Genomic DNA, 14,407 nt, shown 5'->3' with positions numbered 1-14,407 from the left:
GTGCACCCATCAAATCGAAACCGACGACTCACAGAGCGACCGGACCGAATGAAGGCGGCGGCCCAGCGGCCGAGCGGCGCCTGGCCGGGCGGGTCTGAGCGACCCGCCCCACCTCACAGCTCGACGACCCGCCCGTCGGGCGTGCGTAGCCGCAGCAGGAACCGCGACTGCGGGTCCTCATCGATCCGGGCCACGCCGTCGCCGAGGCCCAGAGCATCCGTGAGCAGGTGCAGGGGCTCGGGGTCCACCTCGAGGCGGTAGAAGTCCAGCAGCTCCAGCCGCGGCAGGTCGCCCAGCCCGGGATGCGGGGTGCTCCCCCAGTCGATGAGGAACGGTAGGTCGAAGCGCTCCTGATCATCCGCCCGGGTGAGCCGCCACTGCAGCGGGGTGCCGTCGGGGGTGCGGCGGGAGAGGTCCCGCACGTCACCGGGGTCATACCCCTCGGCCCGTGCCCGCGCGACGGTCCCGTCGAGGTCGGCGGGGTGGACCGCGTAGGTCACCAGGGTGGGCCGCTCCAGGCGGTCGATGCCGAACGAGGCCGGCAGGGATCCGGCCGGCTGCGATGCCAGCGAGGCGGTCGCCCCCGAGCTGGTCGCTGCCGAGGCGGCTGGAGCGGTGCCCTGTGCCGGGTCCGGGCCGATCAGCTCGAGGTACTGCGGACCGGGCCTGCCGTCGACGGTCAGCCCCACCAGGGCGTTCGCGGTGCCGGTGGGATGGGCTCCGCCCGGTGCGGCCCGCACGCCGGTGAGGTCCTCGAACCAGTCCACCACCTCGGCGAGGTCGGGGCCGGCGATCACCACGTGGTCCAGCAGTCCGGGCAGGCTCATGACCGCTTGCTCCGCCGGGTGGGCACCTCGGGTTCGCCCAGGGTGAGCATGAGGCGGTTGGCCCAGTTGAAGAAGGCGGCGCTGTTGATCACGTCGACGATCTCCGCGTCACTCAGCCCGGTCTCCCGCAATCGTTGGACATCAGCCGGGCCGAAGTCCAGCGGGATACGGGCGAGGGCGTCGGCGGCGTGGGCGATCGCGTCCCAGGCCGGTGAGCCGAGCTCGGCACCGACCCCCTCGTCGAGCAGGCGCTGCACGTCCTCGCGCCGGCCGGACTCGCGGGTCGCCGCGGCCGAGTGCACCGAGGCGCAGTAGATGCAGCCGTTGGTGCGGGAGGTGGCGGTGGCCGCCCGCTCCCGTTCGGCGCGGCCGGCGCCGCCCTCGGTGTTGAAGAAGATGTCCAGGTCCGTGAGGGTGCGGGCGCGCAGGGCCTGCGGGTCACGAGCCAACAGGCGGAAGTACGGCGAGGCCCGACGGAAGTCGTCCTGCAGCGCCTCGTGCTGCTCGGCGGTGAGGTCCTCGCGGGCCACCGGTTCGAGCCACGGCACCCAGCCGAGGCTCTCCTGGGTGAAGGTCTCCGGGCGGGTCATCGCAGCTCCTCCGTCGTCTCGGTGGCAGGGGTGGCGGCCAGCACGCGCAGCCCGTGGGCGATGCGCAGCTGGAAGGTCACGAAGGAGACCAGCTGGGAGAGGGTGATGATCCCGTCGGCATCCCAGCCGGCCGCCTCGAGGGCGCGCAGGTGGGCGGGCTCCGCGTCGCGGGGGCGCAGCACCAGCAGCTCGGCGTGGGCGAGTGCGGCATCCAGACGCTCCTGCCCGGTCCGCTCACCGGCAGCGATCCGTGCGGCGAGCTCGGGGTCCTCGTCGTGGAGGTCCTCGAGGTACAGGTCCGCGGCAGGGCCCGGGCCGTGCAGGCGGGCCACGTGGGCGGCCACCGCGTACCACTCGCGGATCGGGACACTGCGCTCGTCCTGAGGTTCCAGCAGCGCCTCGTAGCTGCGCTGGGCGTTCTCGCGCGCCTGGGGGCGCAGGGAGCGCAGGCGGGCGATGTGCCCGTCCCCGTTCTCGTGCTCCCCGGCGAGGTGGTCGATGACGTCGAAGTCTGTGGTCATGCGCGTGATCCTTCCGGGCGAAGAGGTACGGAGCGGCCGGTCGTGATGGGGCTGCCGGCGGTGACCGGAGGGCGCCCGCCTCTCGGGGTGCCAGCGGTGACCGGACCGCCTCCGGGGATGGCGGCCAGCAGCTGCTGGGTGTACTCGTGGTGGGGGTCCTCGAGCACCCGGGCCACCGGGCCCTGCTCGACCTGCTGACCGCGCCGCATCACCGAAACGGTGTCGGCCACCTGCCGCACCACCGCGAGGTCGTGGGAGATGAACAGGTAGGTCAGGCCCAGGTCCTCCTGCAGGCGGGCCAGTAGCCGCAGGATCTGTGCTTGCACGGTGACGTCCAGGGCGGAGACGGCCTCGTCCAGCACCACCAGCTGCGGCTGCAGGATCAGGGCGCGGGCGATCGCCACCCGCTGCCGCTGCCCCCCGGACAGCTCACGGGGTCGGCGCTCGGCGACGTCCTGCGGGAGGCCGACGAGGTCCAGATGCTCCCTCGCCGCAGCCTGCCGCGTCGAGCGGGTGCCGAGGCGGTAGTTGCGCAGCGGCTCCTCGAGGATCCCGGCGATGCTCTGGCGGGGGTCCAGCGACCCGAAGGGGTTCTGGTGGACCAGCTGCACGCTGCGTCGGAACTCCCGCAGCGGCCGCCCCGCGCTGAGGGCGGTGACCTCGGTGCCGGCCACCTGGATGCTGCCCGCGGTGGGGCGGCGGAACCCGGAGATGGCGCGGCCGACGGTGGTCTTGCCGGACCCGGACTCCCCCACCAGGGCGTGGGTGGTGCCGGCGGCGACGTCGAAGGAGATCCGATCGACTGCGAGGAACGGCACCCGGCTGCCCCGGGAAGCGAACTCCTGACGCAGGTCCCGCACCTGCAGCAGCGGCACAGCCTGCGGGTCCGGGGCCGGGGGGCGTCGCTGGACGACCTGCCGCAGGGAGGGGGCGTCGGCCAGCAGGGCGCGGGTGTACCCGGCCTCGGGGGCGGCCAGCACCTGGCGGGCCGGGCCGGACTCCTCGACGGCCCCGTGGCGCATCACCACCAGCGCGTCGGCACGGTCCGCCGCCACCGCCAGGTCGTGGGTGATCAGCAGGACGCCCGCCCCGGTGGACTCCCGCAGTTCGTCGATCAGGTCCAGCACGGTGGCCTGGACGGTGACGTCCAGGGCGCTGGTGGGCTCGTCGGCGATCAGCAGGTCCGGTTCCAGGGCGAGTGCCGCGGCGATCAGGGCCCGTTGCCGCATCCCGCCGGAGAGCTCGTGGGGGTACTGGCGGGCCCGGGCAGCGGGGTCGTCGAAGCCCACGCGCTCCAGTAGGTCGAGCACCCGGGTGTGGATCCGGTCACGGTCCCGCCAGCCGTGGATCCGCAGGGGGTCGCCGATGCTGGCCCCGATTGTCCGCACCGGGTCCAGGGAACTGGAAGGGTCCTGCGGGATCAGGCCGATACGGGTGCCGCGCAGCTCCCGCCAGCGCCGGGCGGGCAGGCCGACGAGCTCCTCGGCGGTCCCGCCCGCCCCTCGCAGGGTGATCGAGCCGGCGCCCACGCGACCGTTGTCGGCCAGCAGCCCGATCACGGACTGGGCGACGGTGGTCTTGCCGGAGCCGGACTCGCCGACCAGGGCGGTCATGGCGCCGGGGGCGACGGTGAGGTCGACGCCGCGCACGGCCTCGACCAGGCCGCGGCGGGTGCGGTAGCCCACCTGCAGGCCGCTGACCTCGAGCAGCGGGCCCGGGGCCGTGCCGTCGGGGACCTGCGCCGTGCCGTCCAGGGCCCGGGCTGGGCGGTTCGGGGCCGTGCGGTCAGGGGTCGGGGCCGTGCGGTCCGGGGCCGGGGCGCTCATGCCTGGTCCTCCTGTCCGATCGCGGTGCTGAGACGGTTGGTGGCCAGCACCACCGCGGCCACCACCAGGCCCGGCAGCAGGGTCAGCCACCAGGCGGTGGCCACGTAGTCGCGACCCTCGGCGATCAGCAGCCCCCACTCCGGGGTGGGCGGCGGGGCGCCGTAGCCCAGGAAGCCGAGGGTGGAGATCTGCAGGATCGCGGAACCGAGCTGCAGGGCGGCCAGTGCCACCACGGGCGCCGCGGAGTTGGGCAGAACGTGGCGCCACAGGATGCCCGGCAGCGTGCCGCCAGAGCCGAACGCCGCCTCCACGTACTCGCTGCGGCGCACGGCGAGCACCCGCGAGCGGGAGAGCCGGGCGAAGGTGGCGATGGAGGTGACGCCCACGGCGATCGCGGCGTTGGTGGTGCCGAAGCCCAGCAGGATCACCACCGACAGCGACAGCAGCAGGCCCGGGATCGCCAGCAGCACGTCCACCAGGCGCATGATCGCGTCCTCGACCAGGCCGCCGAGGCTGCCGGCAATCACCCCGAGGGTGGTGCCGGCGATCAGACCCACGGTGACCGCGACCGTGGCCGCGAGGATCGAGTGGGAGGCGCCGTGGACCACGCGTGTGTACAGGTCGCGCCCGGTGGAGTCGGTGCCGAACCAGTGGGCGGCGCTCGGCGCCTGCAGGGCGGGGCCCACCGTGGCGGTGGGGCTCTGGCCGGCAAACAGCTGGGGCAGCAGGGCCCAGGCCAGGGCCAGCAGCAGCACCAGGGCCGACAGCACCACGCCGGGGCGCAGGGTCCTGCGTCGGCCTGGGGGCGTCGTGGAGGCTGCGGTCCCGCCGGTTGCTGAGGCCCCGTCGGGCGCTGCGGCCCCACCGGATGCTGCGGTGGCCGCCGATGCCGCGGTGGCACCGAGCGACGCGTCGCCCGAGGCCGGGGACGGCTCATGTGACGGGGACACCGGGCTCACCGTGCGGAGGGTCGAGGCGCTCATCAGGCGGTCACCTGCACTCTGCGGGTCGGGGCGGCGGCGCCTGTGCGCCGCAGCCGGGCGTCCAGGACCGGGTACAGCAGGTCCACGACGAGGTTGATCAGGACGAAGACGACGGTGGAGATCACCACCACCGCCAGCAGCACCGGGGTGTCCCGGGCGGCGACGGCCTGGGCGGTGAGCTGGCCGATGCCCATCCGGCCGAACACGGCCTCGGTGACCACCGCTCCGCCGACGAGCTCCCCGAACAGCAGCCCGGCCATGGTCAGGGTGGGCAGCACGGCGTTGCGGGCCACGGTGTGCCACAGCAGCCAGGTCGAGGAGGCGCCGCGGGCCCGGGCGACGGCCACGAAGGGCTGGGCCATGACCTCGTCGATCGAGCGGATCAGCACCTGGGCCAGCGGGGCGGCGATGGGCACGGCCAGGGTCGCCACCGGCAGGATCAGCGCCTGGGCGGGGCTCGCGTTGAGCAGCGGCACCAGTCCCAGCTGGAAGGAGAACACCTGGATCAGCACCATGCCGATCCAGAACACCGGCAGGGACACCATCAGCGGCGGCAGTCCGCGCAGGGTGCTGCGCAATGCCCGGGTGACCCGGTGGGACTGCAGGCCGGGGTGGGTGGCCAGCGCGGCGATCGCCACGGCGAGCACCACCGCGACCATCAGGCCGAGCGCCGCCAGGGTGAGGGTGGAGGGCAGCGCCTCGGCCAGCAGCGCCGAGACCGCCGCGCCGCTCTGGACGGAGTAGCCCAGGTCTCCCCGCAGGAAGGAGGCGGCAGTGTCGAGGAACTGGATGATCGCGGGCCGGTCGGCCCCGTAGGAGGCGCGGATCTCGGCGAGCTGATCCGGGGTGAGCCCCAGGTCGGGGTTGCCGTAGCGCGCCAGGACAGCGTCCCCGGGCAGGGCGGCGAGCAGCACGTACGCCGCGGTGAAGGCCAGGGCCAGCACCAGCAGGGCGCCGCCGGTGCGGCGCAGGAGGTAGGTCATGGTGTGATCTCGCAGGTCGTAAGGTAGGTCAGGGCGTGGTCCGGATCAGGGCGTGGTCCGGGCCAGGGCGTGGTCCGGGTCAGTCGGTGAGCCAGGTGTCGTAGAAGCGGGGTCGACCCACGGACTCGGTGGCGAAGCCCTGGACGGCCGCGGTGAGCCCGTACACCTGCGGCTCCTCGAAGAGCGGCAGGATCAGCGCCTGCTCGGCCAGGTGCCGCTGGGCCGCGGCGGAGGCCTCGGCCCGCCCCTCGGCCTCCGGCACGGAGGCGATCCGGGCCAGCAGCTCGTCCAGCTCCGGGTCGCCGACACTGCCGTCGGGGTACCCGTTGAGCAGGGTGTTGCGGTTGTCTGAGGAGTACTGGGACTTCAGCACGTCGTAGTCCGAGCGGCCCACCATCGAGTGGTACACCTGCACGGTGCCGGGCTCGCCCCGGGCGGCGTCCTGCGCGGCCTGGTCGCCGGGCAGCAGCTGCACGTCAATGCCGAGCTCGGTGAGCTGCTCCTGGATCAGGGTGACCACCTCCCGGGAGCGGGGCTGCGGGAGGGCCTCGTTGAACGTGAGGGTCAGGGGCTTGCCGTCCTTGGTGCGGGTGCCGTCGGCCCCGGCGCTCCAACCGGCCTCCTCCAGCAGCGAGGCCGCCTTCTCGGGGTCGTGGACGTAGTGCTCGGAGGTGTCCACATAGCCCAGGGCGGTGGCGGCGAGCGCCCCGGTGGCCAGGGGATAGTTGTCCGTGAACAGGGTGTCCACGATGGCCTGGCGGTCGATCGCGGCGATCAGCGCCTGGCGGGTGCGCAGGTCATCCAGGGCCGGGTCGCGGAAGCGGAAGCTCAGGCCGTTGTTGACGCCGTTGGTGGAAGCGGCGTGCAGGCTCAGCCCGTCGGCCGCGAACTGGGGCTCGTCGGGCGCCTCGATCTGTCGGGCGATGTGGGCCTGCCCAGAGGTAACGGTGCCCACCCGCACGCTGTCCTCGGCGGCGACCACGTAGTCGATGCCGTCCAGCAGGGCCCGGCCCTCGCGCTGGGCGGTGGCCGGCGGCCAGGCGTAGTCCTCGCGCACCGTGAGGGTGAGGCGGGTGCCGATCTCCTCCGCGTCGATCACGAAGGGGCCGGAGCCGATGATGTCGGCGGCGTTGCCAGGGCCGAACTCCTCGCCGGTGCGGTCCAGGGTGGCGTTGGAGAGCAGGCCGGAGTTGATGGTGGAGACGGCCTGGGCGAACCCGGGCGAGGGTGCGGAGAAGTGGAAGCGGACCGTGGTGGGGTCCACCACCTCGCCGCGGTCGTAGTTGTTGATCGCCTCGGAGACGGTCAGTGCCCGATCGGGGTCGCCCGCGCCGTACAGGTCGAAGTTCTTCACCACGTTCTCGGCGTCGAGGGGGGTGCCATCGGAGTAGGTGACGCCCTCACGCAGCGTAAAGGTGTACTCGGTGGCGTCCTCGTTGACCTCAGGCAGGGCCGTGGCGATCCACGGGTGCAGCTCGAGGGTCTCGGGGTCCTGGTACAGCAGGCGGTCGGTGATGTTGTTGACCACGCCGCCGTTGGGGTAGAAACCGGCCGCCGGCGGGTACAGCGTGCTCCAGGTCTGCGGCTCCAGGTATGTCAGGGTGCCGCCCTGCTGCGGTTCACCGGCCGCAGCGTTGTCGCCGCCGGTGCCGGAACCGCAGCCGGCCAGCGCCATCAGGGCCGGGGTGCCGAGACCGAGCGCGAGTGCTGAGCGACGCGTGAGGGAGGACATGGGAGGGGCTCCTGGAAGTGCGGGGGCAGTCCGGGCGGCGTGCCGCGGACTGCCCCAGTGCACCACAAGTCCCAAAGAATCGCTAAGGGCGGTTCATAGTGTGACATGGGGGCTCCGGAGCTCACCGGGGCTCCTGGCCCGCGCACCAGCTGCACTGCACCAGCAAAGGACGATTACGTTCCAGGACCTCGCGATCGTGGAACGGAATCGTCCTTCTTGTGACTGGACAGCACGAAGGCCAGGGCACCTGCAACACGTCGCAGGCGCCCTGGCCTCTGTGGCCCCGTCGCGGGGGGGGGGCGGTTACCCGAGCATCACAGCTCCGTGGTCCCCGTCCCGCCGGGGGTGTCGCCGCCGGTGACCTTGGCCTTGAGGATCTGGGCCACACCTGCGACCTTGCCACCGGGCAGGCCCCAGTACTGTGCGGACTCACTGGTGACCAGCACCAGGGCCAGGTTCGGATCGTCCACGCCGTCGGGGAAGTAGCTCTTGGCGGAGTCGTCCCACAGCTCGGCGATCTTGGCGCGGTCCTCGACGAACTTGGCCCTGCCCGCCACGGACAGCCAGGATCCGGCCTCGGAGACGTTGAGGTTCACCTCGGGGCCCTGACGCAGGGCGTCGGCCTGATCTCCCTGCAGGCCCACGAACAGCCACACATCAGCATCGTCGGTGACGTCCTGGACGGTCATGGGGTGGGACAGCAGCTTGCCGTCGGCGCGGGCGGTGGTCAGCATGACGATGCTGGTGCCGCGCAGCTTCTCGACGACGTCCTGCTGGGTGAAGTCCTTGTCGGTGCTCACGGTTCCTCCATCGGGTCGAGCGGGTGGTCGAACGGGGTGCGGGCCCCTGGGTCACACCTGGATGAGCGGGCGCGCCGACGTCGGGCGGCCGCGCCCGGTGATGCGTCGACCGTAGGCTCCGCACCTGCGACGGGCACCCAGGAACCCGACCGACCGGTCCCGGGATGCCAGGCAGCTCGTCGCGCACTCCGGCGGCCACCAGCACCCTTCGGGACCGGATGCAGGTGCCACGCCCCCTCGACCATTCGGTCACAGCAGGCCGTCCGTTCATGGGGCCTGCATGTCGTAGCGTGGCCAGGTGACCCACACCTCCGGCTCCCCGCAGCGGGAGCACACCACCGGCTCCCCACAGCGGGAGCACACCAGCAGCACGCCCGCGGATGACCGGCCGCCCGCCACCCCCACCGAGGCGGCCACCAGCGGACCCGACATCCCCGTCGGCCTCGACAACGCCCCGGAGGGCCCGGGCGTCTCCGCGGCGGGGTTCGCGGCCCCCGTGCCCGCGATCGTGGCCGGGATCAGCGAGGCCATCGGGAACACTCCCCTGATCCGTCTGGACTCCCTGTTCCCCGACTCCGGGGTGGAGATCCTGGCGAAGCTGGAGTCGGTGAACCCGGGTGGCTCCACCAAGGACCGGCCGGCGATGGGCATGGTGCGCGACGCCCTGCAGACCGGGCGACTGGCCCCCGGCGGCACCGTGGTGGAGTCCTCCTCCGGCAACCTTGGCGTGGCCCTGGCCCGTGCCTGCAACGCCCACGACGTGCGGTTCGTGTGCGTGGTCGACGCCCGTACCAACGCCACCACCGTGCGCACCATCCAGGCGCTCGGCGGGGAGATCGACCTGGTCTCCGAGCCCGATCCAGCTACCGGCGACCTGCTCACCGCCCGCTTCAACCGGGTCAAGGAGCTGCTGGAGGAGATCCCCGATGCGGTGAACCTGTACCAGTACGGCAATCCCGCCAATCCCCGTGCCCACTACGACGGCACCATGCGGGAGATCGCCGAGGCCACCGGGCACCAGGTGGACGTGCTGATGGCGGCGGTGTCCACGACCGGAACCATCGGCGGCTGCTCCGCGTACATCCGCGACCACGACATGAGCACCCGCGCGATCGCGGTCGACGCGGTGGGCTCGGTTCTGTTCGGTGGCACCGCCGCGCCCCGCCCCCTGCCCGGCATGGGTGCGGGCGTGGTCACTGAGCTGTCCCGCCAGGTTCAACCCGATCAGGTGATCCGCGTGGAGGGCCTGGACTGCGTGGTGGGCGCCCGGCACCTGGCACGCAGCGAGGGCATCCTGGCCGGGGGCTCCACCGGCGGCATCGTGCATGCCCTGGGCGGGCTGATCCCCAGCCTCGAGCCCGGCACCCGCGTGGTGTTCGTGGTGCACGACGGCGGCGTTCCCTACCTGGAGACCGTGTACGACGACCAGTGGGTGCGGGAGAACCTCGACGCCGACACGGACGCGATCGCGGAGGGGATCGAGCAGCTGCGCAGGACCGCCCGCCGTGGCTGAGCAGCCCTCCGTCCGGGCCAGCACGGCCCATCCGGCCCGCAGCGACGGTGCTGCCCGCCCGATTCGCGACGACCGCACTGCACCGCCCATGGCAGCCGCTGAGACACCGCTTCGCCCGGCCGCCGATGCGCCGCTGCGGCTCGCCGTCGTCGGTGCTGGACCGAAGGCGCTGTACGCGCTGGAGGAGCTGACAGCGCTGCTGGATGCTGCGGGCTCCGCCACGGCCACCGCCGACGACGCGGGAGCTGCGGCCTCCGAATCGTCAGCAGCATCCGGCCTGATCGTGACGGTGATCGATCCTGTCGCCGTGCCGGGTACGGGCGCCGCCTACCACTCCGGCCAGCCGCACCACCTGCGGCTGAACGTGACCGCGGCGATCCTGGATGAGCCCGCCACCGGCGACTTCCCCGCGTACCCCAGCTGGGTGCAGGACCCGTACCCGCAGCTGGCCGACGAGCCGTACCCGCCGCGCGCGGTGGTCGGCGAGTACCTCGCCCAGCGCTGGCAGCAGATGATCCATGGTCTCTCCCGGCATGCCCGCGTGGAGCACGCCCGGGCCCGGGTGACGGACCTGCGGCGCGAAGGCAGCGCCTGGCATCTGACCACCGACGCTGCTCCCGCGGACGTCGGCCCGGTGGACGAGGTGCTGATCGCCACCGGTCACGCCGCTGGCCACCGGGGCGCCCTGGTGCACCACTGGAGTTCACCCCTCCCCCTGGTCCCGGCGGTGCTGCCCGCTGAGCGGATGCTCAGCGCCGAGCAGGTCCCACCCGGTTCCCGGGTCGCGGTGCGCGGCGGGGCGCTGACCTTCATCGACGCCTGCCTGACCCTCGCCGAGGGCCGCGGCGGCACCTTCACCGAGAGCACCGAGGTCGACGCGAGCGGCGGCACCGAGGCGGATGTCCCTGCCCGCCTGGTGCACCATCGCGGGCCGCACGAGCCGACCGTGATCCGGCCGATCACCCGGCAGGGTCTGCTGCTGGATGCGAAGCCGGACCCGGGATCACCCCTGACCGGGGCCGGCGAGCGCGCCGTCGAGCAGGCCCGCGCCCGATTCACCTCCGGCCAGGGCATGGGCCCGGACGCGGTGCTGGCGATCGTGGTCGATGCCGCCACCGCCATGCTCGAGGGGACACCCGCGCCCAAGAAGCACGCCAGTACCTCGGGACGGGATGCGCGCGACACCGTCGCTGGTTCTCGCGCGGCCGTCGAACACACGCTGAGCACCGGTGCGGAACCCGATCTGCCCCGCGGCGCGGGGCGCGCCGAGGCGGCGCTGCGTCGCAGCATCGAGACGGCCCAGGGCCACCGCTCGCCCGGTCCGGCCTGGGCGCTGGGTCGCGTGTGGCAGACCCTCTACTCCCCGGTCTCCGCCGCCCTGCGCGGCAGCGACGCCCCCGAGGAGGAGTGGGCGCGCTTCCGGCAGGCCGCGCAGGTGCTGGAGCGGTTCGCCTTCGGCCCTCCGCTGGTCAACGCCCGCAAGCTGCTGGCGATGATCGACTCCGGCGCGGTGGACCTGTCCTGGATGGATGGTGGGACGGGCATCGACGGCAACAGCATCCATGTCGCGCCCGTGACCGAGAGCTCCGACGCCACTGCCACCGGCCGGCATGTTGACGCCACTGCCACCGGCCGGCACGACGACGCACCGTCGGGCGGCGATGTCGACGTGGTGATCGACGCGGTGCTCACCCCGCCCGGTCTGCTGAACCTCACCGACGAGCTGGCGGGGTCGCTGCTGCACCGCGGCCTGGTGCAGGTGCGGCCCGGCAGGCGGGGGGCGATGATCGACGAGGCCGGCTCCCCCGTCGGCCGCGATGACGCGCCACTGGTCGCCCCCGACGGTCGGACCGTGGCCGGGCTCGCGCTGATCGGGCGGCCCACAGAGGACCATGTCATCGGCCACGACTCGCTGAACCGCCACCTGCACCACGAGGGCCGATGCTGGGCCCGACGGATCGCGGACCGGGTTGCGGGCGCTGACGATGCCGCTCCCGCTGACGCGGCCGCCCCTGCCGCGCCGGCTGACGCAGCTGCTCCTGCCGCCCCCGCCCCCGCTGTCGCCCCCGAGTGAGAGGACCTGCCGTGACCGAGGAACCCACCCTGCGCGAGGCATGCCAGGGAACCCCGCCGCTGTCGGCTCGTCTGGAGCCGTGGATGCAGGAGCTGCTGGCGGACCCTGCGACCTGCAGCTCGCTGCTGGAGCGCCACGGAAGCCCGCTGAACGTGCACGACTTTTCCGCGCTGCCGCGCAACGCCGCAGAGCTCACGGAGGTGGCCGAGGGCTCCGGGGTGGACCTGCGGATCTTCGTGGCACGCAAGGCCAACAAGACCCTCGGCATGGTGGGTGCCGCGCATCGCGCCGGGCTGGGGGTCGACGTGGGCAGCGAGCGCGAGCTGGGCCAGGTGCTCGAGGCCGGTGTGCCGCCGCATGACGTGGTGGTCACCGCGGCCATCAAGCCCGATCCGGTGCTGCGCCTGGCCCTGGAGTCCCGCTCACTGCTGGTGCTGGACAACCTCGACGAGGTGGCCGCCTCCCGGAGGGTCGCCGAGCAGGTCACCGGCGCCCGGAGCGCGGAACCAGGTCGCCCCGCGGACGGGGCCTCTGGTGCCCCCGAGCCGTTCCCCGTGGCGCTGCGCCTCGCGCCCAAGCCCAGCGACCTGATCCCGCCCACCCGCTTCGGGGAGTCGGCCCGCGCCTGGCTCGAGCTGATCGACTCCGGCGGCCTGGGCGACCTGCTGCGGGTGGACGGTGTGCACTTCCACCTGCACGGCTATGACCCGATCGCGCGCGCCACCGCCCTCGGGGAGGCGCTGGAGCTGATCGACGCGCTGCGCGAGCGCGGCCTGGCCCAGGATGGCGCGTTCGTGGACATCGGCGGCGGCATCCCGATGAGCTACCTGGACGATGCCGAGCAGTGGGACGCCTTCTGGCAGGCCCACGAGCGGCAGGCCCCGGAGTCGGGCCTCGGCGGGGGTGCTCGCGCGGCCGACGACGACCGGCCCGCGGCTGCCCCCGACGCCGGCGAGGACGCCCCCACCGCCCCGCTGACCTGGCGCCGGGAACCGCTGCGGCAGGTGTACCCCTACCACCAGCAGGTGATCCGCGGGCCCTGGCTGGAGCGGCTCCTGGGCCACGAGATCCGCCCGGGTGCCACTGCCGGGCAGGCCCTGCGAGAGCGCGGGGTGCAGCTGCGCTGCGAGCCGGGCCGCTCCATGATGGACGGTTGCGGCATGACGCTGGCGAGGGTCATCCAGCGCACCAGTGCCAGCGACGGCGTGCCCCTGGTGGGGCTGGAGATGAACCGCACCCAGTGCCGGTCCACCTCCGACGACTTCCTGGTGGACCCGATCCTGGTGCGCACCGGCACACGCGACGATGCCACGGATCCGTCGGTCGCCGGTGCCGGGCAGAGCAGGGCGAGCGAACGGTTCGAGGGGTTCCTGGTGGGCGCCTACTGCATCGAGGCCGAGCTGATCCTGCGTCGGCGCCTCGCGTTCCCGCAGGGTGTGGCCGTGGGCGATGTGATCGCCCTGCCCAACACCGCCGGGTACCTGATGCACATCCTGGAGAGCGCGTCCCACCAGATCCCCCTGGCCTCCAACGTGGAGCGCGTCGGCGGTGGGGAGGCCGGCGGATCCGGAGGTGACCACCCCAGCGCAGAGGTGGCGGACCGCAGCAGGACGGGCGGCACGGACCACAGCAGCACCGCCGTCGAAGGCAGCGATCCCCGTCCTGATGTGCCCGGGTTCAAGCGCGACGGCATCGACCGGGTGCTGCCCATCCGGGCCTGATCCCCCGCTTGAGAGCTCTGTGAGCACGCCTACATGCCGGGAATCTTCGGCCCACCGGTCGAGGTGGGCACAGATGCGTCCCGTCAGGTGCAGGTGCTGGCACGCACGGGGCGGCACGCGACCAGCTGACGGCGCGGCCATGCACGGGGCGGCCTCGCGCTCGGCGGCACGCGACCTGCTGACGGCGTTGCCAAGCGCGGGGCGGCACGCGAGCCGGTGGCGGCGCGGCCTCGGTCTGACCCGACGCAACAGGAGTGCTAGCTGTACTGACCGGACACGTTGATCGGCTAGGTTCCATTCCATGGGTTTCCTAGTTCCTTTCAGCGGTCCGGTCGAGATCCAGGCCGGGCTCTTGTGGAGAGAGTCCGTCGGTGATGTCCTCCGACAAGAGCGTGTCGGGCGAGGCGAGCGCTTGTCCGATGTCGCCGAACGAGCAGGCCTGTCGGCGCAGTACCTCTCCGAGATCGAGCGCGGGCTGAAGGACCCCTCTTCGGAGATGTTGCATGCCATCGCCGGTGCTTTGGAGCTAGAGGTTCCTGATGTGGCGCGCAGGGCCGCCAGTGTCCTGGAGGCCACGTTGGCCACGCCGGTGATGGTCTTGGCGGCCTGACGCTGCTCACAGCAGATCCGACCGCACGCAGGGCCAGCACCTGAGACGGTGGATGCCATGGACATTCTCCTTCTCGGCGGTACTGCCTTCCTCGGTCGCGAGATCGCCCGACAGCTTGTTGCTCAAGGCGATGCCGTGACATGCCTGGCGCGTGGCTCACACCCAGCACCAGGGGCCTGTCAATTTGTCTGTGTAAGCGGGGTGTTCATAGGTAGGGGGTGATCCGG

At 72.8% G+C, this 14,407-nt stretch carries 12 protein-coding genes; 4 read left to right on the top strand and 8 right to left on the bottom strand.

The window, feature by feature from the left end:
• Window positions 1–113: 113 nt before the first annotated feature.
• The 8 genes from FM110_RS09055 to FM110_RS09020 form a co-directional block, all read right to left on the bottom strand.
• A complete protein-coding gene (locus FM110_RS09055; RefSeq protein WP_087104445.1) occupies window positions 114–827 on the bottom strand; it encodes a VOC family protein in 714 nt (237 codons plus the stop codon).
• On the bottom strand, window positions 824–1,417 hold the full coding sequence (locus FM110_RS09050) for an alkylhydroperoxidase domain protein (RefSeq protein ID WP_087104444.1): 594 nt from the start codon (window positions 1,415–1,417) through the stop codon (window positions 824–826). The genes FM110_RS09055 and FM110_RS09050 overlap by 4 nt, the downstream gene beginning before the upstream one ends.
• Complete coding sequence (locus FM110_RS09045; RefSeq protein ID WP_087104443.1) at window positions 1,414–1,938, bottom strand: CMD domain protein; 525 nt, start codon at window positions 1,936–1,938, stop codon at window positions 1,414–1,416. The genes FM110_RS09050 and FM110_RS09045 overlap by 4 nt, the downstream gene beginning before the upstream one ends.
• Window positions 1,935–3,764: a dipeptide ABC transporter ATP-binding protein gene (locus tag FM110_RS09040; protein WP_087104442.1), complete on the bottom strand. Its 1,830-nt coding sequence runs from the start codon at window positions 3,762–3,764 to the stop codon at window positions 1,935–1,937. Before FM110_RS09040 ends, FM110_RS09045 begins: the two co-directional genes overlap by 4 nt.
• Entirely contained in the window at window positions 3,761–4,747 is a 987-nt protein-coding gene (locus FM110_RS09035) for an ABC transporter permease (protein ID WP_234992125.1), read from the bottom strand. The genes FM110_RS09040 and FM110_RS09035 overlap by 4 nt, the downstream gene beginning before the upstream one ends.
• Window positions 4,747–5,730 carry an ABC transporter permease gene (locus tag FM110_RS09030; protein ID WP_087104441.1) on the bottom strand — a complete coding sequence of 328 codons (984 nt, stop codon included), beginning with the start codon at window positions 5,728–5,730 and terminating at the stop codon, window positions 4,747–4,749. Before FM110_RS09030 ends, FM110_RS09035 begins: the two co-directional genes overlap by 1 nt.
• A 79-nt stretch (window positions 5,731–5,809) precedes the next feature.
• Window positions 5,810–7,462, bottom strand: a complete 1,653-nt coding sequence (locus tag FM110_RS09025; protein WP_087104440.1) for a TIGR04028 family ABC transporter substrate-binding protein — start codon at window positions 7,460–7,462, stop codon at window positions 5,810–5,812.
• Between the two features lie 314 nt (window positions 7,463–7,776).
• Window positions 7,777–8,262: a pyridoxamine 5'-phosphate oxidase family protein gene (locus FM110_RS09020; protein WP_087104439.1), complete on the bottom strand. Its 486-nt coding sequence runs from the start codon at window positions 8,260–8,262 to the stop codon at window positions 7,777–7,779.
• A 298-nt stretch (window positions 8,263–8,560) separates the two neighbouring features.
• Here FM110_RS09020 and sbnA point away from each other — a divergent pair, with 298 nt between their 5' ends.
• From sbnA to FM110_RS09000, 4 genes are all read left to right on the top strand, one after another.
• The gene (sbnA, locus tag FM110_RS09015) at window positions 8,561–9,775 is read left to right on the top strand and encodes a 2,3-diaminopropionate biosynthesis protein SbnA (protein WP_087104438.1); all 1,215 of its coding nucleotides are present in this window, start codon (window positions 8,561–8,563) and stop codon (window positions 9,773–9,775) included.
• A gap of 88 nt (window positions 9,776–9,863) precedes the next feature.
• Window positions 9,864–11,849, top strand: coding sequence for an FAD/NAD(P)-binding protein (locus tag FM110_RS09010; RefSeq protein ID WP_087104437.1), 1,986 nt, complete (start codon window positions 9,864–9,866; stop codon window positions 11,847–11,849).
• 11 nt (window positions 11,850–11,860) lie between these two features.
• Complete coding sequence (locus tag FM110_RS09005) at window positions 11,861–13,570, top strand: type III PLP-dependent enzyme domain-containing protein (protein WP_087104436.1); 1,710 nt, start codon at window positions 11,861–11,863, stop codon at window positions 13,568–13,570.
• A 301-nt stretch (window positions 13,571–13,871) separates the two neighbouring features.
• Window positions 13,872–14,180 (top strand): helix-turn-helix domain-containing protein, encoded by a 309-nt coding sequence (locus tag FM110_RS09000; RefSeq protein ID WP_087104435.1) that lies wholly within the window; start codon window positions 13,872–13,874, stop codon window positions 14,178–14,180.
• Window positions 14,181–14,407 lie beyond the last annotated feature (227 nt).

The organism is Brachybacterium nesterenkovii (assembly GCF_900163655.1).
GTDB lineage: Bacteria > Actinomycetota > Actinomycetes > Actinomycetales > Dermabacteraceae > Brachybacterium > Brachybacterium nesterenkovii.
This window is presented reverse-complemented; position numbering and strand designations above follow the sequence as displayed.

Coding starts and splice junctions, on each gene's coding strand:
- FM110_RS09055 (WP_087104445.1), bottom strand. CDS start 827: ATGAGCCTGCCCGGACTGCTGGACCACGTGGTGATCGCCGGCCCCGAC.
- FM110_RS09050 (WP_087104444.1), bottom strand. CDS start 1,417: ATGACCCGCCCGGAGACCTTCACCCAGGAGAGCCTCGGCTGGGTGCCG.
- FM110_RS09045 (WP_087104443.1), bottom strand. CDS start 1,938: ATGACCACAGACTTCGACGTCATCGACCACCTCGCCGGGGAGCACGAG.
- FM110_RS09040 (WP_087104442.1), bottom strand. CDS start 3,764: ATGAGCGCCCCGGCCCCGGACCGCACGGCCCCGACCCCTGACCGCACG.
- FM110_RS09035 (WP_234992125.1), bottom strand. CDS start 4,747: ATGAGCGCCTCGACCCTCCGCACGGTGAGCCCGGTGTCCCCGTCACAT.
- FM110_RS09030 (WP_087104441.1), bottom strand. CDS start 5,730: ATGACCTACCTCCTGCGCCGCACCGGCGGCGCCCTGCTGGTGCTGGCC.
- FM110_RS09025 (WP_087104440.1), bottom strand. CDS start 7,462: ATGTCCTCCCTCACGCGTCGCTCAGCACTCGCGCTCGGTCTCGGCACC.
- FM110_RS09010 (WP_087104437.1), top strand. CDS start 9,864: ATGGCAGCCGCTGAGACACCGCTTCGCCCGGCCGCCGATGCGCCGCTG.
- FM110_RS09000 (WP_087104435.1), top strand. CDS start 13,872: ATGGGTTTCCTAGTTCCTTTCAGCGGTCCGGTCGAGATCCAGGCCGGG.